Raw genomic sequence first — 26,786 nt, forward strand, 5'->3', positions numbered from 1 at the left:
AGATCACAGTTCCAGCTCGCGGCGCAGCAGGTCGGCAATATCTTCGCTGCTCTCCGCGGAGACCAGAGATTGGCGGAACTCCGCGTGCATAATGCGCCGCGCCAGCCGCGAGAAGATACGCATATGCTGATCGCCCGCCGAGTGCTTGTTCAGCGTCAGCATAATCACAAACTGCGCCTCTTCATCGCCCCATATCACCGGCTGCGCCAGCCGCGCGACGCTGATAGTCGACTGCTCAATATGCTCGGATTTACTGTGCGGAATGGCGAAGCTAAAGCCCAGACCGGTGGAGAACACCGCCTCGCGGGCCCACAGGTCGGCCTCCAGCTTACGCGGATAGCGGCAGCGTCCGGCCAGCAGCAGGTTATCCGTCATCCCTTTCAGCACCTCCTCCTTGCTGCGCCAGTCGCTATTCAGCGTAATGCACTCGGCGCTCACCAGCGGCACATCCTGCTGACGCATGCGGAACTGGGCCAGCAGATGCTCCACTTCCAGTGAGGTACGGCACTGCATGGCCTGATTCAGCAGCTGGCGGCAGGCGCGGCTATCCAGTTGCGCCAGGCGCGATTTGGTCGCCGGGATCGCCGGCGCGCTCATGCTCAATTCATCTAAACCGAGGCCTACCAGCAGCGGTAGCACCGATCCTTTGGCCCCCAGTTCGCCGCACAGACCAATCCATTTCCCCTGCCGATGCACCGCCTGTACCGCATAGTCCAGCGCGCGCAGGAAGGCGGGATTCAGGCTGTTATAATGGCGTGTCACTTTCGCATTATCACGATCGACCGCCAGCAGATACTGCGTTAAGTCGTTGCTGCCGATGCTAAAGAAATTCACCTCTTCACAACACTGATCGATGATAAACATCACCGACGGCACTTCCAGCATGATGCCGAGCGGGATCTTTTCATCAAACGGGATCTGCTCGGCGCGCAGCGACTGTTTGGCCTCCGCCAGTCGCTCTTTCACCCACAGGATCTCTTCCATTGATGAAATCATGGGGATCATAATCTTCAGCGAGCCGTGCGCCGAGGCGCGTAAAATCGCCCGTAGCTGAGTGTGAAACAGCGCCTGATACTCTTCATAGATGCGCACCGCGCGGTAGCCGAGGAACGGATTGTTTTCCGCAGGGATGTTGAGATAGGCCACCGGCTTATCACCGCCGATATCCATAGTCCGCACGATAATGCTGCGCCCGGCAGCGGGTTCCAGCGCCTGGCAGAAGATGTTGTAGAGCTCATCTTCCGACGGCGCGCTCGGGCGATCCATATACAGCATTTCAGTGCGGAACAACCCTACCGACTGCGCGCCCTGGTTGAATGCCGCCACCGCTTCCACCGAATGGGCGATATTGGCGGCGATCTCCACGCGGATACCGTCTTGCGTCTGCCCGGCTTTATCCAGCCATACCTGCTGCTGTTGCCGGATTTGCGCCTGTAGCCAGGCCTCCTGCTGATAGTAGCGCGCTACCGCCGGACTCGGATCCACCACCAGCAGCCCGGCGTTGCCGTCAATCTGCACCTGCGTATCCACCCACGGCAGCAGCGCGGCTAAATCCACGCCCACCAGAGTAGGGATATTGAATGAGCGTGCCAGAATCACGGTATGCGAGGTGGTGCCGCCGCTGCGCAGCAGCAGTCCTTTGAGATGCGTTTTATCCAGTTCCAGAAACTGGCTGGGGGTCAGCTCGTCGGCAAGGCAAATGGCCGCTTCCCGCAGCTGGCCCGGCGCCGGGAAACGGGCTTCGCCGTAGATATGCTGCAATAGCTGGAAACAGACGTCGCGGACATCCAGTACCCGCTCCTGCAGATAGCTGTTGCCGGAATCGCGGAACTGGGCGCAGAAGTGGTCGCCGGTGGCGACAATCGCCTGCGCGCAGCTGAGGCCGGTGAGGATGCCACCAAGCAGGTGCTGGCGCAGCGAGGCATCCGTCGCCAGCGAACGGTGAGCTTCCAGGATGGCGCTGGCGGTGCCGTCATTGTCCAGCAGCCGCAGCTCGATATCTTTCACCAGCAGACGCAGGCCATTATCCAGCGCCGCCTGCTCCTGTTCGGGACTGGCGGCGACGGGCAGTTCGCCCAGCTCGTGCAGATCGCGTGATTTGAGATGAACCAGCGTCCCTCCCGCGCTGCCGGCGCACACCGGGTGGGCATGAAACAGCGTCGGGTTCAGCCGCGAAAGCGACTCTGGCACCGGCTGGACATCCAGCGTTGGCGCAGCGGGCAGCGGCGCGTCGCAGTGGGGAAATTCATCGCGCATAAAAGCCGTTAACGCGGCGAATGCCTCAGCTTCATCTTCGCCGCTGATAAGCAGCTGGCAGGCGTCGCCCTTCAGGGTATTGCTGCCGATAATCGCCAGCGCGCTCTTGGCATTTCCGCCGGTCTCGCGGCGCAAGTTCCGCCACTCAATCGCTGATGAAAAACGGTTACACAGCGTTTCGACCAGACTGGCCGGACGCGCATGCACGCCGTTGGGCAAATCACATGTAAATTCAATGACCAGAGCCATCGCCTTCCTCCAGAGCAATCCATTATTTCCTCAAAAGTAATAAAAGACGGCCCCAGGGACTAGGTGATAAAACTGGCAATTACTGGACTATTGTACACACAATATTTTTTTATGCCCGCCATCACAGTTCCACCCTGTTAGCGCTCATCTCTCCTGTCACTACTAAGATTTGAGGTGGATCGCAATTCTTTTCTCACCTTACAAATATCCAGTAAATGCACTTTTTCTCTACTGTTTAATACCCCGCCCTTTTTCTAATGTTGAGGCATCAATACTGTCACGGGCCCTACAGCGCTCAGGAGCAAGCAATGAACGAACTGGTGCAAATACTAAAAAATACCCGCCAGCATCTGATGACCGGCGTCTCGCACATGATCCCCTTCGTGGTTTCCGGCGGGATCCTGCTGGCGGTCTCCGTCATGTTGTATGGCAAAGGCGCGGTGCCCGATGCCGCCACCGACCCTAATCTGAAGAAACTTTTTGATATCGGCGTCGCCGGGCTGACGCTGATGGTGCCCTTTCTCGCCGCCTACATCGGCTACTCCATTTCTGACCGCGCCGCGCTGGCCCCCTGCGCCATCGGCGCCTGGGTGGGCAACAGCTTTGGCGCCGGTTTCTTCGGCGCGCTGATCGCCGGCATGATTGGCGGCCTGGTGGTCTATTACCTGAAAAAAATCCCCGTACATAAAGTTCTGCGCTCGGTGATGCCGATTTTCATCATTCCCATCGTCGGCACCTTTATCACCGCCGGGATCATGATGTGGGGGCTTGGCGAGCCGGTTGGCGCGCTGACCGCTAACCTGACCGGCTGGCTGCAGGGGATGCGCGAGGGCAGCATCGTGGTGCTGGCCATCATTATGGGTCTGATGCTGGCCTTTGATATGGGCGGCCCGGTGAACAAAGTAGCCTACGCCTTCATGCTGATTTGCGTTTCGCAGGGCGTCTACAGCGTGGTGGCTATCGCTGCCGTCGGTATCGCCGTACCGCCGCTGGGCATGGGGCTGGCGACGCTGATTGGCCGCAAATATTTCACCGCCGAAGAGCGGGAAACCGGCAAAGCCGCTCTGGTGATGGGCTGTGTCGGCGTGACCGAAGGGGCGATTCCCTTTGCCGCCGCGGATCCGCTGCGCGTCATTCCGGCCAATATGATTGGCGCCGCCAGCGGCTGCGTCACCGCCGCGCTGATGGGCGCCCAGTGTTACGCCGGCTGGGGCGGGCTTATCGTGCTGCCGGTGGTCCAGGGCAAGCTCGGGTTTGTTGCCGCGCTGCTGGTCGGCGCCTGCGTCAGCGCTGCCTGCGTCATCCTGCTGAAAGCCTTCGCCAAAAAGAAACCCACTGACGTCGCCGCTGACGATGAACTAGACCTTGATTTCGAAATTAACTAACAGACTGGAAGGAACAGATTATGACCCACATTATCGCTGTCACCGCCTGCCCGTCGGGCGTGGCTCACACCTACATGGCCGCTGAATCGCTGGAAAGCGCCGCCAAAGCCAAAGGCTGGCAGGTCAAGGTTGAAACGCAGGGTTCCATTGGCATTGAAAACGAACTGACGGCGGAGGAGATTGCCGCCGCCGATATGGTCATTCTAACCAAAGATATCGGCATCAAATTCGAAGAGCGTTTTGCCGGGAAAACTATCGTGCGCGTCAATATCAGCGATGCGGTCAAGCGCGCCGACGCCATCATGAACAAGATAGACAGCCACCTTTCCCAGAGCGCCTGAAGCCTTAAAAGGGCGCCTTCGCGCCCTTCGCCACAACATGGAGTTTATCATGACGAATCGTACCCAACGCCTGAAAGCCAGCCTGTTCGCCCAGCCGCGCGAAATCTCCCTTGAGCGCGCATTACTCTACACTGCCAGCCATCGGCAGACGGAGGGCGAGCCGGTGATTATCCGCCGGGCGAAAGCCACCGCGTGGATCCTCGATAAGGTGATGATTTCGATTCGTGAGGATGAACTGATCGCCGGCAACCGCACCGTCAAACCGCGGGCAGGGATTATGTCGCCCGAGATGGACCCCTACTGGCTGCTCAACGAGCTCGACGCCTTCCCGACCCGCCCCCAGGACCGCTTCGCAATAAGCGAAGAAGATAAGCAAATCTACCGCGAAACGCTGTACCCCTACTGGGAAAAGCGTTCAATGAAAGATTTCATCAACGGCCAGATGACCGAAGAGGTCAAGGCCGCCGTCAACACCCAGATATTTAGCGTGAACCAGACCGATAAAGGCCAGGGCCATATCATCATCGACTATCCACGGCTGCTGAATCATGGCCTTGGCGCCCTGGTCGCCGAACTCAAAACGCACTGCGCCCGGCAACCGGAGAACCCCTTTTATCAGGCGGTACTGATCCTGCTGGAAGCTTCCCAGCGCCATATTTTGCGCTACGCCGCGCTGGCCGAGGAGATGGCTGGGCACTGTCAGGACCCGCAGCGTCAGCAGGAGCTGTTAACCATCGCCGCTATTTCGCGCCACAACGCGCAACACCGGCCAACGGACTTTCCCCAGGCCTGCCAGCTGTTCTGGTATATGAATATCATTCTGCAGTACGAATCCAATGCCAGCTCGATTTCGCTGGGGCGTTTTGACCAGTATATGCTGCCGTTTTATCAGGCATCGCTGAATCAGGGTCAGGATCCCGCGTATCTCAAGGAGTTGCTGGAGTCGCTGTGGGTGAAATGCAACGATATCGTCCTGCTACGCTCCTCCAGCAGCGCGCGCTATTTCGCGGGTTTTCCCACCGGCTATACCGCCCTGCTCGGCGGGCTGACGGACACCGGGCGCAGCGCGGTCAACGTGCTGTCATTTTTATGCCTCGACGCCTATCAAAACGTTCAGCTGCCGCAGCCGAATCTGGGCGTGCGGGTCAACGAGCTGATTGATCGCCCGTTCCTGCGTAAAACCGCTGAGACCATTCGCCTGGGTACCGGGATCCCGCAGATTTTCAACGATGAGGTGGTCGTGCCGGCCTTCCTTAACCGCGGCGTGTCGCTGGAAGATGCCCGCGATTACGCGGTGGTCGGCTGCGTGGAGCTCTCTATTCCAGGGCGCACCTACGGCCTGCATGATATCGCCATGTTTAATCTGCTGAAGGTGATGGAAATTGTGCTGCAGGAAAATGAACATCAGCCTGACGTCAGCTGGGACGGCCTTATCTGCCAGATCCGCGACAAAATTCGCCATTACATCAAGCTGATGGTCGAGGGCAGCAACATTTGCGATATCGGCCACCGCGACTGGGCGCCGGTCCCGCTGCTCTCCTCGTTCATTGAAGATTGCGTGCAGCACGGCAAAGATATCACCGCTGGCGGCGCGCGCTATAACTTCTCCGGCGTTCAGGGTATCGGAATCGCTAACCTGAGCGATTCGCTGTACGCCCTGAAGGGTATGGTCTTCGACCAGCAGCGTCTCAGCTTTGACCAACTGATGGCCGTGCTGAAAGCCAATTTCCAGACGCCGGAAGGGGAAAAAATCCGCGCCCGGCTGATTAACCATTTTGACAAATACGGCAACGATATCGACGATGTCGACAATATTAGCGCCGATCTGCTGCGTTTTTACTGCAAAGAAGTCGAGCAGTATCTGAACCCGCGCGGCGGCCATTTTACCCCCGGCTCCTACACCGTCTCCGCGCACGTGCCGCTGGGTTCGGTGGTGGGCGCCACCCCGGACGGGCGACTGGCCGGCGAACAGCTGGCGGACGGCGGCCTGTCGCCGATGGTCGGTCAGGATTCCCAGGGGCCGACGGCAGTGCTGAAATCGGTCAGCAAGCTGGATAACTATCTGCTGTCGAACGGTACGCTGCTGAACGTCAAATTCACTCCGGCAACGCTGGCCGGCGACGGCGGCCTGAACAAACTGGCCGATTTTTTACAGGCCTTCTGCAAGCTCAAGCTGCAGCATATTCAGTTCAACGTGGTCAATGCCGACACCCTGCGTGAAGCGCAGCAGCGGCCGCAGGACTTTGCCGGTCTGGTGGTACGGGTCGCGGGCTACAGCGCCTTCTTTGTTGAGCTGTCGAAGGAGATTCAGGATGACATTATCCGCCGCACCGCGCATCAGCTGTGAGGTCATCGACACGCGCGCCGATCGGGCGCGTATTTTTAACCTCCAGCGCTACTCGCTCAACGATGGCCAGGGGATCCGCACGGTGGTCTTTTTTAAAGGCTGCCCTCATACCTGCCCGTGGTGCGCCAATCCCGAATCAATTTCACCCAGGATTCAGACCCTGCGCCGGGAGAGTAAATGCCTGCGCTGCACCCGCTGCCAGCAGGACGTCGCCGAATGTCCGTCCGGAGCGTGGGAACAGATTGGCCGCGATGTGACGCTGGATAACCTGTTGCAGGAGGTGCTAAAGGATGAGGTCTTCTTTCGCGCCTCCGGCGGCGGCGTCACCCTCTCCGGGGGCGAAGTGCTCATGCAGGCCGGGTTTGCCGCCCGCTTTCTCCAGCGCCTGCGCCAGTGGGGGATCCGCACCGCCATCGAAACCGCGGGCGACGGCGCTTTTGACCGCTTCCTGCCGGTGGCCGAAGCCTGCAATGAAGTGCTGTTTGATTTTAAAATCATGGAACCTGAGCGGGCGCGGTCGCTGCTGCGAATGAATCAGCCACGGGTGCTGGACAATTTTCGCCAGCTGGCGGCGAGAAAAATCAACCTGATCCCGCGGGTGCCGCTGATCCCGGGCTACACACTGAATACCGATAATTTTCGCCAAATTCTGGCGTTCCTCGCCCCTTTCGCGCTAAAAGAAATGCACCTGTTGCCGTTTCATCAATATGGCGAGCCCAAATACCGTCTGCTGGGCAAACCCTGGACGCTGGCCAGCGTGAAAGCGCCTGACGAAGCGGAAATTCAACCATATCGGGTGATGGCCGAAGCGGCCGGTTTCCACGTCACTATCGGCGGTTAACGCCAGGAGGATGTTATGGACTTCAATATTGTCGCCGTCACCGCCTGCGTCAGCGGGGTGGCGCATACCTACATGGCCGCCGAACGACTGGAAAAGGTCGGTCATCATGAAAAATGGCACCTGAAGGTGGAAACCCAGGGGGCGCTCGGCGTAGAAAATCGGATCACCGCGGAAGATATCGCCCGCGCCGAAGTGGTGCTGCTGGTGACGGATATCGAAATCGACGACCCCCAGCGCTTTCGCGGCCTGCGGACGATTAAAACCAGCATCAAGAGCTTCCTGCTGCAGCCGCAGCAGATCGTCGAGGCCGTGAAAAGCATCATGAAAAAGCCGGTCGTCTATGTAGAACTTCCCTGACCGGCGACAGGCCTTATTCTACATCCAGCAGCCACTTTTGCGACGGCGTCAGGCGGCTTGCCGTCTCCGGCGTGAGCCAGCGCCGCTGGTCCTGCTGCGGCGTATCCGCACGATCGATATATAACCCATGCAGTACGCGTCGTCTGCTGCCTTCACGATTACGGGTGCCGCCGTGCCAGGCGTGGGCGTTGTAGATCATCACGCTGCCAGCCGGCGCGGCAAACACAATCTCATCGGGATGGGCCTGTTCCGGGTCGGCCAGCACCTCCTCCGGTAACTCGGGGCGGAGGTGGGTACCAGGAATGATCCGCGGCGCGCCGTTGGCGGCGCTCAAATCGTCTATCGCCCAGATGGTATTCACCAGGTGGACTTTGGGAAAATCCGGGCGCGGCTTTTTCCAGTCGGCGTGCAGCGGCTGGTGGCCGCCGTTATACAGCGCCTCGCGGGCGTTCAGGCTGGAGACTTTAAAATCCCCGTTGAAGATATAGCGACAAGCGGAGAGGATCAGCGGGTGTGACCAGACTTTCTCCCAGATAACCCCCTTATTAATCAGGTTAGCGATCCGCGTCGCCGTCGCCTCCTGATGGTGCTCCATCGCCAGATTATCGCCTTCGCGTTCAACCAGGGTGTCAATGAGCAGGCGCATTTCGCTCAGCCACTGGGCGTCAACGACGTTATGCACGACGGTGTAGCCGAGGGTGTCGAGCTCGTGTTTCATTTGCGCGCTGAGCGTCTGGCTGGCGCCTAACGCATCGAGAAAGTTAGCCGATGATGAGTTCATTTTACGTTCCTTTTTAACGTTCCGATAACACAAACAAACTCTACTGGTCCCTCCGCGGCATGACACGAGGCGAGCGCTACAAAAAACTGGACATACGTACGCGAGCCCACAAAGTGTGATGGACATCAATAATCTCTTTTCCGGCGATGCATGCGCTACAGCTGGCCGGCAATCCGCTGCGCAAAATGGCTAAACTAACGCTGCCGGGAAGGAAAAAATAGATTACCATCAACAGGATAATGCGCATGCTGAGGGCAAAGAATGATTGAAGATCTGCCGGATATACTGCATCGGTTAATCGGTCAAAAAGATCACCTACAGGTGAGATTTCCTGAGCCGGATATCTCCGTGCCTGCCCTCGCCTTCAACGTGCCGTTTCCGCGTCTGGAAATTGTGCTGGAGGGCCAACTGAATGAACAGGGACTGCCGCTGGCCGCCTCGACGTTAACCACGCTGCAGGTACTGTACGTGCAGGCGGGGAAGTGGACGCTGCCGCAGTGGACCGGTCCGGCCACTACCCTGAGCATTCTGTTTGGTCGGCAGAAACTGGGATTCAGTATTCAGCGCTGGGACGGAAAAAGCCTGCACACGGAAAAACAGAGCGTTTCCCGGCTTGGGCCGCGCGTGGGTTCCTACCTGTTGCTGAGCCTGAATGAAGTCAGCCTGCAGCCCGATCCGCTGACCGCGCGACTGGTGATCGCCGCGCTGCTGAGTCATTGTCGTGAACAGCTGGTCGGGCTGGAGATGCGCGTCAGCCGCAGCCGGGATCTGTTTCTCGCCGTCCAGGACTACCTCGAGGAAAATCTCAGTCTACCGCTGACGCGGGAATCGGTAGCCAAACGTTTTCACATCACGCCCAACTATCTATCGCATATTTTTCAGAAATCAGGCTCGGTGGGATTTAATGAGTATCTGACCCGGGTTCGCCTGGAAAAGGCGAAGCAGCTATTGCGCGGCTATGACCTGAAGGTGAAAGAGATTGCGCACAATTGCGGCTTTGTCGACAGCAACTATTTTTGCCGGGTTTTTAAACGCTACACAGAACGCTCGCCATCGGAGTATCGGCGACACTGCCGTAGCGCGCAGCAGGCCTAACCTGCCGCACCGGCAGATGGCGCCCACTCCACGCGGCCGCGGCCGTTATGCTTGGCCTTGTACAGCGCCTCGTCGACTTTACGGATAAACGTCTCCTGCGCTTCGCCTGGCCGCCAGGTTCCGACGCCAATGCTGATCGACAGCGGCGTCTGATGATTGATCAGGATGGTGCGAGCGTTAGCAAGGATCGACTGCGCCAGAGCGTGCAGCTCGGGCTCCGACAGGCCATCGACGATAATGGCGAACTCTTCCCCACCGATCCGCGCCGGCTGGACCTGCTCGCTGGTTAGTTTCGCCAGCTGTTTCCCCAGCGAAAATAACACTTCATCCCCCACCAGGTGGCCCCAGCTATCGTTGATTTTCTTAAAAAAATCGATATCCAGAATCATGAGTCCCAGCGCATGCCCGGACTTCTCGCGAATGGTATCAATGAAAAAACGCCGGTTGGGTAACTGGGTCAGTTCATCCTTCAGGGATTGCGAGCGCGCATCGACGTACAGCAAATTGATTCGCTCAATAATTTTGTAGACCCCCACCACGGTCAGCAGCATCCCGGAGAGGCGCAGCAGATCTTCGCAGTAGTAGCCCATCCAGCGCGGCTGAACCACGATCTCATCCATCACATCAAAGGTGCCGCCGGCAATCCACAACAGCAGCCCATAGCGTACCCAGTTGACGGCAATGTGGCTCATCCGCACCTTCGCCGAGCTCCACAGCATAAACACCAGAAACAACAACGCCAGCAGATCGATATAGAGGCCGGGGTTAGTCAGGATCTCGTGTCGTGTACCGACCGGAGGCGACACCAGGGCGCAGCCGACAGCAACAGCGACGATAACCAGCAGCGCAGGCAGGAGCGTCACCCGGGCCACAGCGGCCGGGCCGGGGCGATTCGCAGGAGTATGGAGTTCAGGCATAGCGGTGTCTCATGGTAACAACAGGGCCGATCGCGAGACAGGATAACAGTTAAGCGTAGCGGGACGAATGAAAAAGCGACGGTTCGGTAAAATGGCGGGAACTGGACTGACCCCGCGGAATTGTTCCAACGTACTACCACTCCATGGCGACGAGGTCAGTGGCGCGGATACTAGCGGCTTCATCCGCCATCTAATTAGCTTTCCGTGCGGCGCCGTCGATAGCCGGCGCCGCCTGCTCAGGGATTAGCCGCTAAACACTCGCGCCTTGCCGCTGACCGTCAGTCTCACCATCGCGCCGGGCTGCCACGCCGGCTGGCTCACGGTTCGCAGGACAATCGGCCGCTCGTGCCCAGCCATCGACAGCGTCAACGTGGAAAGCTGGCCTGAGAAATCGACATCGCGGATAATGGCGGTACTTTCCTGCGGCCCGCTCACACTGACGCTCAGCTGTTCCGGACGCAGCATCACCCTACCTTCGCCAGCAGGATGCAGTGCGTCCGTCGCCAGGTCCCCCAGCGCGCAGCTTGCCCGGCCGGGGCTAAGGCGTGCGGGGAGGATCAGGGCATCGCCAAGAAATAACGCCGTCTCTTCATCCACCGGCTGCGAGTAAACCGTCAGCGGGGTTCCAACCTGGGCGAAGCGCCCCTGACGCATTACCGCCACCTGCGTAGCGAACGACAGCGCCTCGTTCTGGTCATGAGTCACCAGAATCGAGGCGATCCCCGTCTCGGCCAGCAGGTCCGCCGTCGCTTTGCGTGTGCTGGCGCGCAGCCCGGTATCCAGTGCAGAAAACGGCTCATCCAGCAGCATCAGCGCCGGCTGCTGAGCCAGCGCGCGGGCCAGGGCAACACGCTGCTGCTGGCCACCGGAAATTTCGTGTGGCCAGTGACTCGCCAGACCAGGGTCGAGGGCGACCATCTCCATTAGCGCCCCCACGCGGCGACGCTTCTCCTCACGGCTGGCGTCGAGCCCCCAGGCGATATTGTCCGCAACATTAAGATGAGGAAACAGCGCCCCTTCCTGCGGAACATAGCCGATCCGTCGCTGGTGGGCGGGGACAAACACACCGTCGGCAAACAGAGACTTACCGTGCATGACGATCCGCCCGCGATCGGGCGTTTCAAAACCGGCGAGAATGCGCAGCAACGTGGTCTTCCCCGAGCCGGACGGACCAACAATGGCCGTCCGGCTCCCCGGCGCTACGGTCAGATTGAGATTATCGAGGACCAGCGCATCAGCGAAGGATTTCGAAATAGAAGACAATTCCAGCATGTTACAACCCTGCCATTTTTTTCGACTGCATATAAAGAACCGCGGTCAGCGGCAGCGAAATGACGATCATCAACAGCGCGTACGGTGCCGCCGCTACGTAGTCGATCTCACTGGTTAACGCCCAGAAACCGGTCGACAAGGTGCGGGTGCCTAACGGCGAAAGCAGTAGCGTGGCGGTGAGCTCATTGCTGACGCCAAGGAACACCAGCGCGGCACCTGCGGCCGCGCCCGGCGCGGCAAGCCGCATAGTGATACTCCACAGGGCGCGGGCCGGACTGCGTCCGAGACTACGGGCAACGTTTTCCAGCTCCACCGGCGCCTGCGCGATACCGGCGCGCAGGTTAATCAGCGCACGCGGCATAAACATCAACAGATAGGCCAGAAACAGCGTCACTTCGGTCTGGTACACCGGACGGGCGTAGTGGATGGTGACCGTCACCAGCGCCAGCGCGGTGACGATGCCGGGCAGCGAGCTGGTGATGTAATTACACCCCTCCAGCAGGCGGAACAGCGGGCGCGGATAGCGCACGCCGAGCCACGCAATGGGGATCGCGCAAACCGTTGTCAGCAGCGCCCCGCCCGCCCCCAGGAGCAGGGTCTGGCGCAGAGAATGCCAGAGATCGGCATGCAGCCAGTTGTCGATGCCGCCCAGCCATAGCCAGCGGCACAGGACCAGTAAGGGAACCCCCATCGCCAGCATCACCAGCAGCAGAAGCAGTAGCTGCGCGCCAAAAGCGGCCCCTTTACCCAGCACAAGCCGCTTCTGCTCGCGGGCCGCCCCGGCGCCGATACGCGCGTAACGCGCTTTACCGCGTGAGGCGCTCTCAAGCAGCAGGATCGCCAGGCAGCACAAGGCCAGCACGCCTGCCAGCATATTGGCGGCCGGACCGCTGAAGGTCGACTGGAACTGATCGTAAATGGCGGTCGTGAAGGTATCGAAGCGGATCATCACATACAGGCCATATTCCGCCAGCAGATGCAGGGCCACCAGCAGCGCACCGCCGCAGATTGCCAGACGCAGCTGCGGGAGCACCACCCGGAAGAACACTTTCCACGGCGGCGTGCCCAGCGACGCGGCGACATCTTCAAGGGTGGGATCGAGGCGGCGCAGCACGGCCGCCACCGGCATATAAATAAACGGATAGTAGGCGAGCACCGAGAGAAACACCCCGGCGGAGAGGCCATGCAGCGAAGGCACGGCACTGACCCAGGCGTAGCTCTGGACAAAGGCCGGGATCGCCAGCGGGGCTACCGCCAGCGCCGACCACAGCTGCCGACCGGCAAGGGCAGTACGTTCCGTCAGCCAGGCCAGCGTCACGCCGAGCACAATGCTGATGGGGACCGCCAGCACCGTCAGCCACAGGGTATTGCTGAGCAGCTCCCCTACCCGCGGACGAAAGACCAGCGCTTTAATGGTCGGCCAGCCGGTGTCGAACCCAACCGCCACCACAAACCCTAACGGCAACAGCGCCAGCAATGAAAACAGCAGCGCTAACGCCACCATCGGAAATGCAGGACGCCTGCGCTCGGGCAGGCGTCCTGTTTTCTTTCCGAGCGACAAACTCAGAACAGACATAGCAACATCACTTCCTCAGGATCAGAGCAGGCCAGCCTGCGTCATCAGCTCAATGACCTTTTTACTGTTCAGCGAGGAAGGTTCTACCTTCGGTGCATCCAGATCTTTCAGCGGGGTCAGTTTCGGGTTAGAGGCCGCATCTACCCCCACGGCATACTCGAAGGCGTTATTGGTGCGCAGTGCATCCTGCCCCTGCTTGCCGGTGATCCATTTAATAAAGGCCTGCGCCTGCGCCTTATGTTTGCTGGAAGCCAGCACACCGCCTCCGGAAATGCTGACGAAGGCGCCCGGATCCTGGTGTTTGAAGTAATACAGTTGGGTGTTTTTGCTGTTCTCGCCGGTTTTGGACTGATCGACGAAGCGATAGTAGTGGTAGATCACCCCGCCGTCGATCTGTCCGGCGTTGACCGCTTTCATCACCGTGCTGTTGCCTTTATAGGCGACAAAGTTGGTTTTCATCGCCTTCAGCCAGTCGAGAGTCGCCTGCTCACCCTTCAGCGCCAGCATCGCGCTGACGATAGCCTGGAAATCAGCCCCCGATGGCGAAGCCGCCCAGCGCCCTTTCCACTCCGGTTTTGCCAGATCCATCAGGGAATGCGGCAGCTGCGCCTCGCTGATTTTCGCCGGGTTGTAGACAAAAACGGTGCTGCGCGCGGCAATGCCGATCCAGCGCCCATGCTGCGGACGGTACTGCGCCGGAACCTGCTGCAGGGTGGCGGCATCCAGCGGGGCGAAAAGTTTGGCATTATCGACCAGCACCATCGACGGCGAGTTCTCGGTCAGAAACACATCGGCCGGCGACGCGGAGCCTTCCTGAACCAGCTGATTACCCAGCTCACTGTCATCGCCATTGCGCAGCGTGACCTTAATACCGGTCTCTTTGGTGAATCCATCCACCCACGACTTCACCAGATTTTCGTGCTGGGCGTTGTAAACCACAATCCCGTTCTGAGCGTCAGCCGCCATCCCCTGCGGCGCCAGAAACAGAGAAGCGGCAACCAGCGCTGCCGTACGGAGGGGCGATAAGCGAAATTTCATGAACGCATCCTTAATGAAATAGGGCAAAAAACGGTAAATAGCCTGAGCGGAGAGGATTAAATCACAGCAAAAAAAGAATGATAATGAAAACAATTATCATAAACTTAAAAAAGCAAAAAATAGCGCCGGTCGGTTATTAGGGATTAGAAAATGCTTAAAACCATCCATCCCCGAAATTTAGATTAAGAAAACATTAAGCTGCGATTTTTTTATTACCTTCGTGACAGAACAGCCGCCTCTGTACGTTATCCGCGGTCTTTGCCGGCGGGTATTGTGATACTGATCATGTTTTTACATGCTCCGTCATCGCGGAGGTTTTCCCCCTTCTACGATCATTGGATAACGCCTTTTCAGCGGGATGGATGGTTCATTTTATGCTCGCCTCACATAGCACGCGTAATAAATGAAAAAGACAAAAGTGCGAAACGCATGGATTTCCTTTTCCCTGGCGCTGGTGGTATTTCTGGCTGGCGTGTTCGTCATTAACTGGCAACTGTGGCATTCAGACCAGGCCACCCATGCCGCCGCCGCCCGTCAGGCGGCGAAGAAAATCGCCGTTATTCTGGATGAAGCCCGAGCCGCCACGGTGACGGCAATGAACGTTAGCCGCCGCGGTTGCTCCGTGCAGGGTCAGTTCCAGCTCGGGACTGAGGCCGCCCTGCAGCCGCATCTGCGCACGATCGTGCTGGTAAAAGATGGCCAGGTGTGGTGCTCGTCGCTACCCGGCAATCGGGTACTGACGCTCCATCCGGAATCCTTGCCTGATGAGCTGCTGCAACTGCTGCCCGCCAGGATGATGGTTAACAAGCGGCCGGTGCTGATCTATCACACGCGTTCAGCGCAGGTGAGAGTCATTGTCAGTATCAGCGACATCCATTTGCGCGATGCCTTGTATAGCGATGAGGATAACGCCGGGCTGGCGCTCTCGGTCAACCATCAGATGATCGCCAGATATGGCGATGTGGAGCCGCTGAAAGCCAGCCCACATCAGGATATATTTAGCTCACCGGACTACCCGTTTCGCATTATCTATCCCGAGTCGCCTTTTTTTAGCCCCGGCCGCTTATTTCAAAATGGTTTCGGTCTGCTGATTTTCATTTTCTCTGTCTCGCTATTGTTTTATTTCCTGCTGCGCAAATACCTCAATGTCTATACCTCTGAAGAAGAGAACCTGCGCTACGCCATCGCCCAGGGCGATATCGTTCCCTACTATCAACCGCTGGTGAACGGGAAAACCGGGGAGATCTACGGCGTGGAAATTCTCGCCCGCTGGCAATACACCACCGCGCAGTGGCGTTCGCCCGCTGAATTTATTCCACTAGCCGAACGTACCGGCTTAATTATCCCGCTGACCCGCAGCCTGATGGCGCAGGTCGCCGCCCAGATGAGACCCATCTTCAGTAAGCTGCCGGACGGGTTTCATATCGGCGTCAACATCAGCGCATCACATATCAACGCCCCGTCGTTTATCGATGACTGCCTGCACTATCAGCGTGGCTTTGAGGGTAAAGCGGTGAAGCTGATGCTGGAGATCACGGAGCAGGAGCCGCTGTTGCTCAACGACGCGGTCGTGGACAAGCTCAATACGTTACACTCCCGCGGGTTTTCCATCGCGCTGGACGACTTTGGCACCGGCTATTCCGGGCTTTCCTATCTCCACGAGCTGATTTTCGACTATATCAAAATCGATCAGAGTTTTGTCGGCCGGGTAACCGGGGAGGCGCCGTCAAGCAAGCTGCTGGACTGCGTGATAGAGATGGCCCGGACGCTGTCACTGCGCATCATTGCCGAGGGTGTCGAAACCCAGGTCCAGCTGGAGTATCTCAATCGCCAGAATATTCATCTGCTGCAGGGCTACTATTTCTGGAAGCCGATGCCCTACGTCGCGCTGGTGATGCTCCTGCTGAGCAAACCGAAGGCGCGGATTGTCGAAGAATGAGCGGGCGCTCCATAACCCGCGGGCCTGCACCAACGTCATCACTGAGTGAACGTGTTCAGCGCATCCTGTCGAGTCTCCTTAATGGAAAAGATGCGATCCATACGGGTGAGCTTAAACAGGTTTTTAATCGTGTCATTGAGTGAACACAGCGCCAACTCGCCCTGACCGTTGACGCTTTTCAGAATGGAAACCAGCGCGCCAAGGCAGCTACTGTCGATGAAATCGACGTGGCTCAGATCCAGCAGCACGTTTTTGGTATCCGGGTCGATAGCCTCCAGAACCTGCTGCTTAAACGACTGCACGACGGAAGCATCCAGTCGGCGCACAAGAGGTACAATAATTTTTACGCCCTGCTCGGTATGTAATTCAACGTTCATGCTCATCCTCAATAGTGACTGATATCCGTCGACGAGTCCCTTTTTCGGCCGGCGTGTTCTCTCTTTAGCAGGTGATACCCCAAATATCCCGGGCGTAGCCACGTATGGTTCTGTCGCTGGAAAATTCTCCCATCCGACAAATATTGAGTAAGGCCCGACGGTGCCATTGTTCCGGCAGTTCAAAATCGGCCATCGCCTGCCGCTGGGCCTGACAATAACTGTCGAAATCCAGTAAATGACAGTAATGATCGCCCTCAGTCAACATGTGGTGAAGTGGTGCAAACAGCTCACGATCGCTGGTGAATAACCCAGACACGAGGGTATCGACAACACGCGCCATAGCCGGGTTCTGATGATAGAAATTATGGTGATGCCCAAGGCGCCGGCTCTCTTCAATCTCTTCCGCCACGGCGCCAAACAGATAAAAATTATCGCTCCCCACGGCCTCGCGGATTTCGATATTCGCCCCATCATAGGTGCCGATGGTTAACGCGCCGTTCATGGCAAACTTCATATTGCTGGTGCCGGACGCCTCGGTCCCGGCGGTGGAAATTTGCTCGGAGAGGTCTGTGGCCGGAATGATTTTTTCCGCCAGCGAGACTTTGTAATCTTCGAGAAAAACCACTTTAAGCTGTCCGGCGACCTGCGGGTCGCGGTTAATTTTCCGGGCGACGGTATTAATCAACTGAATAATCAGCTTCGCCATCCGATAGCCCGGCGCCGCTTTACCCGCAAACAAATGCGCCTTAGGCGCGATAGTTTTCCCTGTCTCTTTGATATCCAGGTAAAGCGCGATCACATGAAGAATATTGAGCAACTGACGCTTATATTCATGAATACGTTTGACCTGACAATCAAACATCGCCAGCGGATCGAGGACGATGCCATAGCGTTGAGCGACCAGCTGGCTGAGCGCGGTTTTGTTGGCAAATTTAATGGCCCGGATATTATCAATAACAGCAGTATCATCGGCCAGGCTTTCCAGACTGGACAGCAAGGGTAAATCAGTTGGCCACCCTTCCCCCAGCTGTTGGTGCAAAAAAGCGGCCAGGCCGGGGTTAGCCTGCTGCACCCAGCGTCGCGGCGTGACGCCGTTGGTCTGATTAATGAATTTCTCCGGGGTCATAAAATAGAAGTCGGGCACCAGTTGTTTCTTGACCAGTTCCGAATGCAGCCATGCTACCCCGTTCACGCGATGGCTACCGACAATCGCCAGATTGGCCATGCGGATTTGCTTATCGTGATGTTCGTCGATTAAAGACAGCGAAGATAACAGATGATTTTTATCCGGCCAGCGCCGGGCCACCTCTTCAAGGAAACGATGGTTGATCTCAAATATAATTTGCAAATGACGCGGCAGCAGTTTTTCAAACAGCGTCACCGGCCAGGTCTCCAGCGCTTCCGGCATCAACGTATGATTCGTGTAGGCACAGGTGTTTTGCGTTATCTCCCACGCCTGCTCCCAGGGCAGCCGGTGTTCATCGACGAGGATACGCATCAGCTCCACCACCGCTAATGCCGGATGGGTGTCATTCAGCTGAATCGCCACATGCTGCGGCAGGAAAGTAATATCGTCATTAACCTCGGCATAGTCGCGAAATATATCCCGCAGCGTACAGGCCACCAGAAAATACTCTTGCGTCAGCCGCAGCTCTTTTCCGGTCAGCACCTCATCGGATGGATAGAGTATTTTTGAAATATTCTCCGACGCGATTTTATCACTCACCGCCTTGATATAATCACCGCGATTGAAAATATGGATATTAAAGGAGTCAGAGGCCACCGCGCTATAAAGCCGCAGCTTGTTGGTCGTCGTATCCCGGTAACCGGAAACGAAATAGTCATGGGGTATACCGATAATCGTTTTCCAGCCCAGCCACATTGGATTGTAATTGCCATCAACATCTTCGCTGTGTTCAATATAGCCTCCCAGCGGGATCAGGATTTGCTGAGCATGATGTTCGACCAACCACGGGGAGTGCATGGAATGCCAGTCATCCGGATGCTCGATCTGCTGGTCATTTTGAAAGGATTGGCGAAAAAGACCATATTCGTATTTGATGCCATGCCCGGATGCGGCAATATCAAGGGTGGCCATCGAATCGATAAAACAGGCGGCTAAGCGCCCTAATCCTCCGTTACCCAGCGCGGCGTCGGGCTCTTCGTCAAGAAGGTGGTCAAGATCAAACCCCAGGTCATTCACCACCTGGTGCATCTCCGCCAGTAAATTCATATTCAAAAGGTTATTACGCAGCGACTGTCCCAGTAAAAATTCCATCGACAGATAGTAAACACGCTTTTTACGTTCTTCACGTTGCCGCGTCTGGCTCAACAAAAAATGATCCTGTTGAAAATGACGAATGGCCAGCGCCACCGCGTTAAAAATATCGCCATGCGTAGCTTTATTTAAGCTAACACACAATGTGTACTTTAATTGCTGTTCAACCAACGCCCGTAATTCTTTGATATTTTGCGGGTTAATGTCAGGCATGCTGACCTCTCTGGTCTCTGTATCTGCGTAAAAACCATGGCAGGTAAATCATCATTTTTCCAAGTATAGACGAAGATATTTTGCCGAATGGTTTTTATTCCTCAGCACCATTGCCGTTTATAACGAGAGGCTGAATAATTAAAATAACAACCATTTGCAATGGATTGATCGTCACCTTTTCGCCAGCGATAACGCTACAGACATGGCGGGTTTGCGGAGTCGGGAGGTAAAGTGCAGTCAGGACGGCTACAGGTAAAAGCAAAAAGGGGTTACCTTTCGGTAACCCCTTCTTTTATATGGCGGAAGCGCAGAGATTCGAACTCTGGAACCCTTTCGGGTCGCCGGTTTTCAAGACCGGTGCCTTCAACCGCTCGGCCACACTTCCGGTGTGAGGCGCACTATAAACACCTCGGCGGATGCTGTAAAGCACCATTTCGTTCAACTGCCTTAAAAACAAACAATTTTGTGTTATTCGTCTGAATTTCAGGCAGTTCGCACAGAAAATCAGCGCCCCTGACCGCTATCCAGAGGACTATTTTTTAATGTACATGTCTTTGGTGTAGTAATACCCCAGCTTATCCGGCGTGAAACCGCCCACCCTGGGTTTCACTAAATGGGTACGCACATAGTGATAGACCGGAATGGCGGGAACATCCTGCGCCAGCAGATCTTCCGCCTGCTGATAGTATTTGCCCCGGGTCGCTACGTCGGAGGCTTTCGCCGCATTGCGCAGGGCCTCATCGTAAGCCGGGTTGCTGTACTGACTGGTGTTCTCGCTATCCCCGGTACGGAAAGTATTGAGGAAAGTGGCGGCATCGTCATAGTCGGCGATCCAGGCATAGCGGACGGCGTCAAAGTTATGCGTATGCATGGTATCCAGCATCGTCTTCCACTCCTGGTTCTGCAGCTTCACCTCGACGCCGAGGTTTTTCTTCCACATAGAGCTGGCGGCGATGGCGATACGCTGGTGCGACTCATAGGTGTTATACAGCAGGGTAAAGACCAATGGGTGACTGTCATCATACCCCGCCTGCACCAGCAGTTTTTTCGCCTCAGCAATCCGCTTCTCGCGCGGCCAGCTGGCGTAGTCCGGGTTGCGCAGCGTCACGCCACCGATATCCGGCTGGCTGATCACCCAGGCCGGTCGCTGCCCCTGGCCAAGCACTTTTCCGGCAATGATATCTTTATCAAGCGCCATATTCAGCGCGCGCCGCACGCGAGCGTCGTTAAACGGCGGCCGGGTAGTATTGAATTCGTAGTAATAGGTCGCCAGCTGCGGCGAAACGTCCAGCTGATCGCCCATGGTTTTCTGCAACTGCGCAAACTGATTGATCGGCACCGTATAAACAATATCGATCTCCCCCGCTTTGTAGCGGTTGACATCGGCAGCCTCCGAAGAGATGGGCAGGTAAGTCACTTTATTAATAACGGTGTGCGCATTATCCCAGTACTTCGCATTACGTTCAGCCACCAGCCGCTCATTCACCACCCATTGGGTCAGCTTATACGGGCCGCTGGTGACGATATGCTCTGGTCGGGTCCATTTATCGGCAAAACGCTCCACCAGCACTTTGTCGATCGGTACCAGCGAAGGGTGCGCCAGCATCGCCAGGAAAGCGGCATTCGGCTGGTTCAGAGTGACCTGCAGCGTGGAGTCATTCAGCGCTTTCACCCCCAGCGTCTCGGGTCCCTGTTGCCCCAGGGCAATTTCGCGGGCGTTGGCGATATGCATATTGCCGGGATAGCTCGCATAGGGGGAAGCGGTGGCCGGCGAGACCAGCCGTTGCCAGCTCCAGACGATATCCTGCGCCGTGATGGCCGTGCCGTCGGACCAGGTCAGACCGGGGCGTAAATGGAAGGTCCATAACAGGTTGTCCTTGTTTTCCCAGCGCTCCGCCAGCCGGGGCTGGATCGCCCCCGCAGGCGTCACGCTGACCAGTCCTTCAAAGAGATCGCTAATGATGTTGAATTCAATGTCGCTCTCGACTTTATGCGGATCGAGTGAGGCAGGTTCACTGCCGTTATTTCTGACCAGCTCCTGCTTTTCCGCCAGCTGGGTGCCCGGCGGCACCTGCGCCGCCAGCGCCCCGCCGGTTATGACCATCAGACTCATTGCCAGGAGCGTCCGCGTGATGTGATTGTTTTGGTGTAATGTCATTTCCCTTTGCCTTTAACGTACGGAGTTATTCCCCCTTCCACACTTAGTCGCAGAATTTCAATAAAGCAATATATTTCAGCAACCTATAAGATTTCGATCGGCTCACCGAAGCGAAACGCGAAAACATATCGCTTTTCCCAATCCATGTAGAATTTTATGCTGGGCAAAAGCGGCAAAAGCTAAGTAAAGATGGGTAAAAGCATTAGGGCTTCACGCTTGTTTTTCTTATTCTTTATCCCTAATTACATCTGTCATAAGAGAGTGACTCATGGATCGCATAATTACATCATCGCGTGACCGTTCCTCGCTGCTCAGCACGCACAAGGTTCTGCGTAACACCTACTTCCTGCTCAGCCTGACGCTGGCGTTTTCCGCTATCACCGCCACCGCCAGCACGGTGCTGATGCTCCCTTCCCCGGGGCTGATTTTAACCCTCGTGGGGATGTACGGTCTGATGTTCCTGACCTACAAAACGGCGAATAAACCCACCGGGATTATTTCCGCCTTCGCTTTCACTGGGTTCCTCGGCTATATCCTTGGGCCGATGCTGAACGCGTACCTTTCTGCCGGCATGGGCGATTTGATCGGCCTGGCGCTGGGCGGCACCGCACTGGTCTTCTTCTGCTGCTCGGCCTACGTGCTGACGACGCGCAAAGATATGTCCTTCCTCGGCGGAATGCTGATGGCGGGCGTGGTGGTCGTCCTGATTGGTATGGTCGCTAACCTGTTCCTGCAGCTGCCGGCGCTTCATCTGGCGATTAGCGCGGTGTTCATCCTGATCTCTTCGGGTGCCATCCTGTTCGAGACCAGCAACATCATCCGCGGCGGTGAAACCAACTACATCCGCGCCACGGTCAGCCTGTATGTCTCGCTGTACAACATCTTTGTCAGCCTGCTGAGCATCCTGGGCTTCGCCAGCCGGGACTAACCGCTCCCCTGCTTCACCGAGGCCTCGCTTATGCGGGGCCTTTTTTTTTGCTACACTGCGGCCAGTTTCAGGCGGTATGTGAAAAATCATGTTTATTTTTGAAGGCAACGAAATTGAAACGGATAGCGAAGGCTATCTGAAAGATACCACCCAGTGGAGCGAGGCGATGGCGGAAGTCATTGCCGCGCAGGAAGGGATAACGCTCGCCGTTGAACACTGGGAAGTGGTGCGCTTTGTGCGCGAGTTTTACCTTGAGTTCAACACCTCTCCGGCGATCCGCATGCTGGTGAAGGCGATGGCCAACAAGTTTGGCGAAGAGAAAGGCAACAGCCGCTATCTCTATCGCCTGTTCCCGAAAGGCCCCGCCAAACAGGCGACCAAAATCGCCGGGCTGCCGAAGCCGGTGAAGTGCATCTAATAGAGAATCGCGAATTTTTCCCAGCTGCGGGTGGGTTGATGGGGTTCGGTTAACACCCGGTCAACCCGCGCGCTGCGCGGCCCCCCGGCTTTCAGCCAGGCGATGAGTTTCTCCACCTGCTCCGCTTCGCCGCAGGCAAGCACTTCCACCCCGCCGTCGTCCAGATTACGGGCATAGCCGGTCAACCCCAGTTGCAGCGCTTCCCGCTGTGTTGAATAGCGAAATCCCACGCCCTGAACCGAACCGTAAACCCATGCCATCGTGCAGATACTGGCCATTATCATCTCCTTTTCGCTCACACTTTACGCTGAGGATAGCAAATTCGCTCAGCGTACGTGCTTCGGCAGTAAACCATAATGCTGACGGAAGCGCGCGGTAAAGCGCGATCCCGACTGATATCCGCTGTTCTGCGCGATTTCGCCTATTGGCCGCGAGGTGGTCTGCAGCTGCCCCAGGGCGTGAGCCATCCGCACCTCCTCGACGATCTGGCGAAAACTCTGCGATTCCTGCTGCAGCCGACGGCGCAGCGTGGACTCGCCGAGAAAGAGCATTTTCGCCACCCGCGACACGCTCCATGCCTGCGCCGGCGACAGCATGACCAGTTGTCGAACCTGCGCCGACAGATCCTGCTGCCGCTCGACGAGCAGCGGGCCCGCATAGCCCGCCTCGTGCAGGGCCAGCAGCAGGCCCATAGTCTGGTGGAGCTGTAGAGAGGTGGATAATCCCTCCCGCACCGCCTGCAGAACGCTTTGCCACATAAACGCCAGCTCTGTCGTCACCGGGGCGCAGAGCGAGGTCAGACGCCCTGGGGGTGGTTCGCTGAGATAACGGGTCTTAAACGTCGTCAGCAGCTCGGGGGTCAGCGACAGCAGATCGGAGCAAAACAGGCCGTTCTCCGGCTGGTTAATCACCTCCAGCTCAACGTCAGCCGGCAACACAATCAGCTGTTGCGGCGTCGCCAGCACCCGGCTCTCCCCTTGCACAATCACTTTGCTGCCGCGTTTCACCCGACAGAGCGCCGGGGAGAACAGCCGCACCCGATGCAGTCTGCACAGCCGTCGGGTGGTGACCTCTGCCGCGGTTAAGGCGTTATGCTGAAAGTGGATACTCTCCATCGGATCGACCCTTTATTTTAGCGCCCGGCCATCGCCGTCAACTGTACGCTGGCGAGAGCATGGCTGTGTAACAGATAGCCGACCAGCGCCCCGCTGGCCCCGGCATCCACCGGCAGCGTAGGGACATCCAGCGCCCATACCGTAAAGCGGTAGCGATGCGGTTTATCTCCCGCCGGCGGACAGGCGCCGCCGAAACCGGCATAGCCAAAATCGTTGCGGCCCTGTACCGCTCCGCCCGGCAGTGTAGCGCTGTTTTTATCTCCCGCGCCAGCGGGCAGCGAAAAGACGCTGCTGGCGATATTGACCACCGTCCAGTGCCACCAGCCGCTGCCGGTAGGCGCATCGGGATCTCTGACAGTGACCGCGAAGCTTCGCGTCCCCGCCGGGGCATTTTTCCATGCCAGCTGCGGAGAGACATTGCCTCCGGTACAGCCGAAACCGGCAAACCAGTGCTTCCGGGCCAGCGCCTGCCCGTCATGCATATCATCGCTGCTCACGCTAAACGGCGCAGCCATCGCGCCACTACTCACTGCCGCGACCATCGCCACGGCCATGCGGATACCTGTTTTCATCGTCTGCTCCTCGTTGGGGTGAGAAAACAGGGTATGAGAGTCCGCACAAACTGAATGTGCCGAAGCGCCTGCATTTTGTGCCGAAACGCTCACCTGTGCCTGCCGGGCGAAAGATGCTTGCGTGCGCCAGGTGTGCTACTCTACGCGCCATTTTTCGGTGCCGACATTCCCGTTGCTTAAAGGTAGCTCCATGACAGATTCCCTATTCCCCCGCTTAGTGTTAGCCAAAGGACGCGAGAAATCCCTGCTGCGTCGCCATCCGTGGATTTTCTCAGGCGGCGTCGCCCGCATGGAGGGTAAAGCCCGCAGCGGTGAAACCATCGATATTGTTGACCATCAGGGAAAATGGCTGGCCCGCGGCGCTTACTCGCCGTCGTCGCAGATCCGCGCCCGCGTGTGGACCTTCGACCGCAATGAAGCCATCGATAGCGCCTTCTTTGAACGCCGCCTGCAGCAAGCGCAAACCTGGCGGGCATGGCTGGCCGAGCGCGATGGTCTCGACAGCTACCGTCTGATCGCCGGCGAGTCCGATGGGCTGCCGGGCGTCACTATCGACCGCTTTGGCAACTTTTTCGTGCTGCAGTTGCTCAGCGCAGGCGCCGAATACCAGCGGGCCGCCATCATCAGCGCCCTGCAGAACCTGTTCCCGGACTGCGCCATTTACGATCGCAGCGATGTCGCCGTGCGTAAAAAAGAGGGACTGGAGCTGGCCCAGGGGCCGGTGGTGGGCGAGCTGCCCCCGGCGCTGCTGCCGATCACCGAGCACGGCATGAAACTATTGGTTGATATCCAGGGCGGGCACAAAACCGGCTACTACCTCGACCAGCGCGACAGTCGCCTGGCTACTCGCCGCTATGTCGCGGATAAGCGGGTGCTGAACTGCTTCTCTTATACTGGCGGCTTTGCGGTGTCAGCGCTGATGGGCGGCTGCCGCCAGGTCACCAGCGTGGATACCTCTCAGGAAGCGCTGGACGTCGCCCGACAGAACGTCGAGCTCAACAGACTGGATCTGTCCAAAGCGGAATTTGTGCGCGACGACGTGTTCAAACTGCTGCGTAAATACCGCGATCAGGGAGAGAAATTCGACGTGATCGTGATGGATCCGCCGAAATTCGTGGAAAACAAAAGCCAGCTGATGGGCGCCTGCCGCGGTTATAAAGATATCAATATGCTGGCGATCCAGCTGCTGAACCCCGGCGGCGTGCTGCTGACTTTCTCCTGCTCCGGCCTGATGACCACCGATTTATTTCAGAAAATCATCGCCGATGCCGCAATTGATGCCGGGCGTGATGTACAATTTATAGAACAGTTCCGTCAGGCTGCCGACCACCCGGTGATCGCAACCTACCCGGAAGGGCTGTATCTGAAGGGGTTTGCCTGTCGCGTCATGTAACTTGAAAAACGAAACATGAGCCTCATATAGGGAGTATTCATGTTTCCCAGGAGGTGCCTATGATAGCCAGCAAATTCGGTATCGGCCAACAGGTCCGCCATACGCTCTTGGGCTACCTGGGTGTCATCGTCGATGTCGATCCCGAGTATTCACTCGCGGAACCGGAAGAGGATGAGATTGCCGCCAATGACGAACTGCGTGCGGCGCCCTGGTACCATGTGGTGATGGAAGATGATGAGGGTCAGCCGATCCACACCTATCTGGCAGAAGCGCAGCTGAGCAGCGAAACCCGCGACGAACACCCGGAACAGCCGTCCCTCGACGAACTGGCCAAAACGATTCGTCAGCAGCTGCAGGCTCCGCGCCTTCGCAACTAAAACAAAACCCCGCCAGGCGGGGTTTTTTGTTATTTTGCTAATCCCAGTCGCGGTAGCTCAATGGCCGGGCAACGATCCATCACCACGTTCAATCCGGCTTCTCTGGCCAGCACCGCGGCCTGCTCATTGATCACCCCCAGCTGCAGCCACAGCGTTTTCGCGCCGATGGCTATCGCCTCCTGCGCCACGCCCCACGCCGCTTCTGAATTACGGAAGACATCAACCATGTCGACCTTTTCCGGAACGTCGGCGAGCGTCGCATACCCTTGCTGTCCCAGCAGCGTCTTGCCCGCCACCTTCGGCGAAACCGGGATAACGTGATACCCCTGATCCAACAGATACTTCATGACCCGGTAGCTCGGGCGGTCAGGTTTATCGCTGGCGCCAACCAGCGCAATCGTCCGTGTCGACGTCAGGATGCCGGCAATATCGTTCTCTTTCATGGGTTCCTCCTGCTATTTCACCTAAGTGTATGCTAATCCGCAGCAGGCGGCCATCCAGGCTAACCCACAGATTCGACAAAATTTTCACCCCGATGCTTGCAGCGGCAGCCACATTCAGTA

At 57.4% G+C, this 26,786-nt stretch carries 23 protein-coding genes, 1 tRNA gene and 2 pseudogenes; 12 read left to right on the top strand and 14 right to left on the bottom strand.

Annotated features, from left to right (window positions below; all coding sequences use genetic code 11):
- Positions 1-3 precede the first annotated feature (3 nt).
- A complete protein-coding gene (gene ptsP / locus SP68_RS16805) occupies positions 4-2,505 on the bottom strand; it encodes a phosphoenolpyruvate--protein phosphotransferase (RefSeq protein ID WP_040975207.1) in 2,502 nt (833 codons plus the stop codon).
- A gap of 308 nt (positions 2,506-2,813) precedes the next feature.
- Between ptsP and SP68_RS16810 the strand changes: the two genes are divergently transcribed.
- Genes SP68_RS16810 through SP68_RS16830 form a run of 5 tightly spaced genes read left to right on the top strand, consistent with a single transcriptional unit; the run spans position 2,814 to position 7,776 of the window.
- Positions 2,814-3,890 carry a PTS fructose transporter subunit EIIC gene (locus SP68_RS16810; RefSeq protein WP_008805917.1) on the top strand — a complete coding sequence of 359 codons (1,077 nt, stop codon included), beginning with the start codon at positions 2,814-2,816 and terminating at the stop codon, positions 3,888-3,890.
- Positions 3,891-3,910: 20 nt separating this feature from the next.
- Positions 3,911-4,231 (top strand): PTS fructose-like transporter subunit IIB, encoded by a 321-nt coding sequence (locus tag SP68_RS16815; RefSeq protein ID WP_004179264.1) that lies wholly within the window; start codon positions 3,911-3,913, stop codon positions 4,229-4,231.
- A 49-nt stretch (positions 4,232-4,280) separates the two neighbouring features.
- The gene (locus SP68_RS16820; RefSeq protein WP_022065193.1) at positions 4,281-6,578 is read left to right on the top strand and encodes a formate C-acetyltransferase; all 2,298 of its coding nucleotides are present in this window, start codon (positions 4,281-4,283) and stop codon (positions 6,576-6,578) included.
- Entirely contained in the window at positions 6,544-7,419 is an 876-nt protein-coding gene (locus SP68_RS16825) for a [formate-C-acetyltransferase]-activating enzyme (protein ID WP_008805914.1), read from the top strand. Before SP68_RS16820 ends, SP68_RS16825 begins: the two co-directional genes overlap by 35 nt.
- 15 nt (positions 7,420-7,434) lie before the next feature.
- Positions 7,435-7,776: a PTS fructose-like transporter subunit IIB gene (locus SP68_RS16830; RefSeq protein ID WP_008805913.1), complete on the top strand. Its 342-nt coding sequence runs from the start codon at positions 7,435-7,437 to the stop codon at positions 7,774-7,776.
- A gap of 13 nt (positions 7,777-7,789) precedes the next feature.
- Here the strand turns inward: SP68_RS16830 and SP68_RS16835 are convergent, their stop codons facing one another.
- Positions 7,790-8,557 carry a phytanoyl-CoA dioxygenase family protein gene (locus SP68_RS16835; RefSeq protein ID WP_040975203.1) on the bottom strand — a complete coding sequence of 256 codons (768 nt, stop codon included), beginning with the start codon at positions 8,555-8,557 and terminating at the stop codon, positions 7,790-7,792.
- A gap of 261 nt (positions 8,558-8,818) precedes the next feature.
- Between SP68_RS16835 and SP68_RS16840 the strand changes: the two genes are divergently transcribed.
- A complete protein-coding gene (locus tag SP68_RS16840) occupies positions 8,819-9,652 on the top strand; it encodes a helix-turn-helix transcriptional regulator (protein ID WP_008805911.1) in 834 nt (277 codons plus the stop codon).
- Here SP68_RS16840 and SP68_RS16845 read toward each other — a convergent pair.
- The 4 genes from SP68_RS16845 to SP68_RS16860 all read right to left on the bottom strand — a co-directional run bounded on the left by SP68_RS16845 (position 9,649) and on the right by SP68_RS16860 (position 14,455).
- Positions 9,649-10,569 (bottom strand): GGDEF domain-containing protein, encoded by a 921-nt coding sequence (locus SP68_RS16845; protein WP_008805910.1) that lies wholly within the window; start codon positions 10,567-10,569, stop codon positions 9,649-9,651. The genes SP68_RS16840 and SP68_RS16845 overlap by 4 nt on opposite strands.
- A gap of 243 nt (positions 10,570-10,812) precedes the next feature.
- Positions 10,813-11,841 carry an ABC transporter ATP-binding protein gene (locus tag SP68_RS16850; protein WP_023297343.1) on the bottom strand — a complete coding sequence of 343 codons (1,029 nt, stop codon included), beginning with the start codon at positions 11,839-11,841 and terminating at the stop codon, positions 10,813-10,815.
- Position 11,842: 1 nt separating this feature from the next.
- Positions 11,843-13,417, bottom strand: coding sequence for an ABC transporter permease (locus SP68_RS16855; RefSeq protein WP_008805909.1), 1,575 nt, complete (start codon positions 13,415-13,417; stop codon positions 11,843-11,845).
- A gap of 21 nt (positions 13,418-13,438) precedes the next feature.
- A complete protein-coding gene (locus SP68_RS16860; RefSeq protein WP_004179245.1) occupies positions 13,439-14,455 on the bottom strand; it encodes an iron ABC transporter substrate-binding protein in 1,017 nt (338 codons plus the stop codon).
- Between the two features lie 403 nt (positions 14,456-14,858).
- Here SP68_RS16860 and SP68_RS28940 point away from each other — a divergent pair.
- Positions 14,859-15,464, top strand: a pseudogene (locus SP68_RS28940) (CSS-motif domain-containing protein); the annotation flags it as partial.
- Between the two features lie 216 nt (positions 15,465-15,680).
- Positions 15,681-16,394 (top strand): annotated as a pseudogene (locus SP68_RS28945) (EAL domain-containing protein); the annotation flags it as partial.
- Positions 16,395-16,432: 38 nt separating this feature from the next.
- Here the strand turns inward: SP68_RS28945 and SP68_RS16870 are convergent.
- From SP68_RS16870 to SP68_RS16885, 4 genes are all read right to left on the bottom strand, one after another.
- Positions 16,433-16,771, bottom strand: a complete 339-nt coding sequence (locus tag SP68_RS16870; protein ID WP_022066071.1) for an STAS domain-containing protein — start codon at positions 16,769-16,771, stop codon at positions 16,433-16,435.
- 64 nt (positions 16,772-16,835) lie between these two features.
- Positions 16,836-19,262: a glycogen/starch/alpha-glucan phosphorylase gene (locus tag SP68_RS16875; RefSeq protein WP_040975200.1), complete on the bottom strand. Its 2,427-nt coding sequence runs from the start codon at positions 19,260-19,262 to the stop codon at positions 16,836-16,838.
- A 297-nt stretch (positions 19,263-19,559) separates the two neighbouring features.
- Positions 19,560-19,647: transfer RNA gene (locus SP68_RS16880), tRNA-Ser, on the bottom strand.
- A gap of 147 nt (positions 19,648-19,794) precedes the next feature.
- Positions 19,795-21,420, bottom strand: a complete 1,626-nt coding sequence (locus SP68_RS16885; RefSeq protein ID WP_032739475.1) for an ABC transporter substrate-binding protein — start codon at positions 21,418-21,420, stop codon at positions 19,795-19,797.
- Between the two features lie 268 nt (positions 21,421-21,688).
- Between SP68_RS16885 and yccA the strand changes: the two genes are divergently transcribed.
- Together yccA and tusE are read left to right on the top strand one after the other, a co-directional pair.
- Entirely contained in the window at positions 21,689-22,348 is a 660-nt protein-coding gene (gene yccA / locus SP68_RS16890) for an FtsH protease modulator YccA (protein ID WP_002898458.1), read from the top strand.
- Between the two features lie 88 nt (positions 22,349-22,436).
- Positions 22,437-22,766 carry a sulfurtransferase TusE gene (gene tusE / locus SP68_RS16895; RefSeq protein WP_002898457.1) on the top strand — a complete coding sequence of 110 codons (330 nt, stop codon included), beginning with the start codon at positions 22,437-22,439 and terminating at the stop codon, positions 22,764-22,766.
- On the opposite strand, the gene yccX is transcribed toward tusE, so the two are convergent.
- From yccX to SP68_RS16910, 3 genes are read right to left on the bottom strand one after another with little or no spacing between them, the layout of a single operon-like run.
- Positions 22,763-23,044: an acylphosphatase gene (yccX, locus tag SP68_RS16900; protein ID WP_012542291.1), complete on the bottom strand. Its 282-nt coding sequence runs from the start codon at positions 23,042-23,044 to the stop codon at positions 22,763-22,765. The two genes, tusE and yccX, sit on opposite strands and share 4 nt — an antisense overlap.
- Before the next feature lie 48 nt (positions 23,045-23,092).
- Entirely contained in the window at positions 23,093-23,881 is a 789-nt protein-coding gene (locus tag SP68_RS16905) for an AraC family transcriptional regulator (RefSeq protein WP_008805902.1), read from the bottom strand.
- Between the two features lie 17 nt (positions 23,882-23,898).
- Complete coding sequence (locus SP68_RS16910; protein ID WP_008805901.1) at positions 23,899-24,453, bottom strand: YbhB/YbcL family Raf kinase inhibitor-like protein; 555 nt, start codon at positions 24,451-24,453, stop codon at positions 23,899-23,901.
- 190 nt (positions 24,454-24,643) lie between these two features.
- Between SP68_RS16910 and rlmI the strand changes: the two genes are divergently transcribed.
- Together rlmI and hspQ are read left to right on the top strand one after the other, a co-directional pair.
- Positions 24,644-25,846 (top strand): 23S rRNA (cytosine(1962)-C(5))-methyltransferase RlmI, encoded by a 1,203-nt coding sequence (rlmI, locus tag SP68_RS16915; protein WP_040975193.1) that lies wholly within the window; start codon positions 24,644-24,646, stop codon positions 25,844-25,846.
- A 59-nt stretch (positions 25,847-25,905) separates the two neighbouring features.
- Positions 25,906-26,223, top strand: coding sequence for a heat shock protein HspQ (hspQ, locus tag SP68_RS16920; RefSeq protein WP_040975191.1), 318 nt, complete (start codon positions 25,906-25,908; stop codon positions 26,221-26,223).
- Positions 26,224-26,252: 29 nt separating this feature from the next.
- On the opposite strand, the gene SP68_RS16925 is transcribed toward hspQ, so the two are convergent.
- On the bottom strand, positions 26,253-26,666 hold the full coding sequence (locus SP68_RS16925) for a CoA-binding protein (protein WP_002898434.1): 414 nt from the start codon (positions 26,664-26,666) through the stop codon (positions 26,253-26,255).
- Between the last annotated feature and the right edge of the window lie 120 nt (positions 26,667-26,786).

This window comes from Klebsiella variicola, from assembly GCF_000828055.2.
Classification (GTDB): Bacteria; Pseudomonadota; Gammaproteobacteria; order Enterobacterales; family Enterobacteriaceae; genus Klebsiella; species Klebsiella variicola.

What these genes read in the sequence shown, in the direction of transcription:
- SP68_RS16840 (WP_008805911.1), top strand. Translation starts at nt 8,819, where the DNA reads ATGATTGAAGATCTGCCGGATATACTGCATCGGTTAATCGGTCAAAAA.
- SP68_RS16910 (WP_008805901.1), bottom strand. Translation starts at nt 24,453, where the DNA reads ATGAAAACAGGTATCCGCATGGCCGTGGCGATGGTCGCGGCAGTGAGT.
- SP68_RS16905 (WP_008805902.1), bottom strand. Translation starts at nt 23,881, where the DNA reads ATGGAGAGTATCCACTTTCAGCATAACGCCTTAACCGCGGCAGAGGTC.
- rlmI (WP_040975193.1), top strand. Translation starts at nt 24,644, where the DNA reads ATGACAGATTCCCTATTCCCCCGCTTAGTGTTAGCCAAAGGACGCGAG.
- SP68_RS16850 (WP_023297343.1), bottom strand. Translation starts at nt 11,841, where the DNA reads ATGCTGGAATTGTCTTCTATTTCGAAATCCTTCGCTGATGCGCTGGTC.
- SP68_RS16845 (WP_008805910.1), bottom strand. Translation starts at nt 10,569, where the DNA reads ATGCCTGAACTCCATACTCCTGCGAATCGCCCCGGCCCGGCCGCTGTG.
- SP68_RS16810 (WP_008805917.1), top strand. Translation starts at nt 2,814, where the DNA reads ATGAACGAACTGGTGCAAATACTAAAAAATACCCGCCAGCATCTGATG.
- SP68_RS16855 (WP_008805909.1), bottom strand. Translation starts at nt 13,417, where the DNA reads ATGTCTGTTCTGAGTTTGTCGCTCGGAAAGAAAACAGGACGCCTGCCC.
- SP68_RS16860 (WP_004179245.1), bottom strand. Translation starts at nt 14,455, where the DNA reads ATGAAATTTCGCTTATCGCCCCTCCGTACGGCAGCGCTGGTTGCCGCT.
- SP68_RS16875 (WP_040975200.1), bottom strand. Translation starts at nt 19,262, where the DNA reads ATGCCTGACATTAACCCGCAAAATATCAAAGAATTACGGGCGTTGGTT.
- yccA (WP_002898458.1), top strand. Translation starts at nt 21,689, where the DNA reads ATGGATCGCATAATTACATCATCGCGTGACCGTTCCTCGCTGCTCAGC.
- SP68_RS16820 (WP_022065193.1), top strand. Translation starts at nt 4,281, where the DNA reads ATGACGAATCGTACCCAACGCCTGAAAGCCAGCCTGTTCGCCCAGCCG.
- SP68_RS16830 (WP_008805913.1), top strand. Translation starts at nt 7,435, where the DNA reads ATGGACTTCAATATTGTCGCCGTCACCGCCTGCGTCAGCGGGGTGGCG.
- hspQ (WP_040975191.1), top strand. Translation starts at nt 25,906, where the DNA reads ATGATAGCCAGCAAATTCGGTATCGGCCAACAGGTCCGCCATACGCTC.
- ptsP (WP_040975207.1), bottom strand. Translation starts at nt 2,505, where the DNA reads ATGGCTCTGGTCATTGAATTTACATGTGATTTGCCCAACGGCGTGCAT.
- SP68_RS16825 (WP_008805914.1), top strand. Translation starts at nt 6,544, where the DNA reads ATGACATTATCCGCCGCACCGCGCATCAGCTGTGAGGTCATCGACACG.
- SP68_RS16925 (WP_002898434.1), bottom strand. Translation starts at nt 26,666, where the DNA reads ATGAAAGAGAACGATATTGCCGGCATCCTGACGTCGACACGGACGATT.
- tusE (WP_002898457.1), top strand. Translation starts at nt 22,437, where the DNA reads ATGTTTATTTTTGAAGGCAACGAAATTGAAACGGATAGCGAAGGCTAT.
- SP68_RS16815 (WP_004179264.1), top strand. Translation starts at nt 3,911, where the DNA reads ATGACCCACATTATCGCTGTCACCGCCTGCCCGTCGGGCGTGGCTCAC.
- SP68_RS16885 (WP_032739475.1), bottom strand. Translation starts at nt 21,420, where the DNA reads ATGACATTACACCAAAACAATCACATCACGCGGACGCTCCTGGCAATG.
- SP68_RS16835 (WP_040975203.1), bottom strand. Translation starts at nt 8,557, where the DNA reads ATGAACTCATCATCGGCTAACTTTCTCGATGCGTTAGGCGCCAGCCAG.
- yccX (WP_012542291.1), bottom strand. Translation starts at nt 23,044, where the DNA reads ATGGCCAGTATCTGCACGATGGCATGGGTTTACGGTTCGGTTCAGGGC.
- SP68_RS16870 (WP_022066071.1), bottom strand. Translation starts at nt 16,771, where the DNA reads ATGAACGTTGAATTACATACCGAGCAGGGCGTAAAAATTATTGTACCT.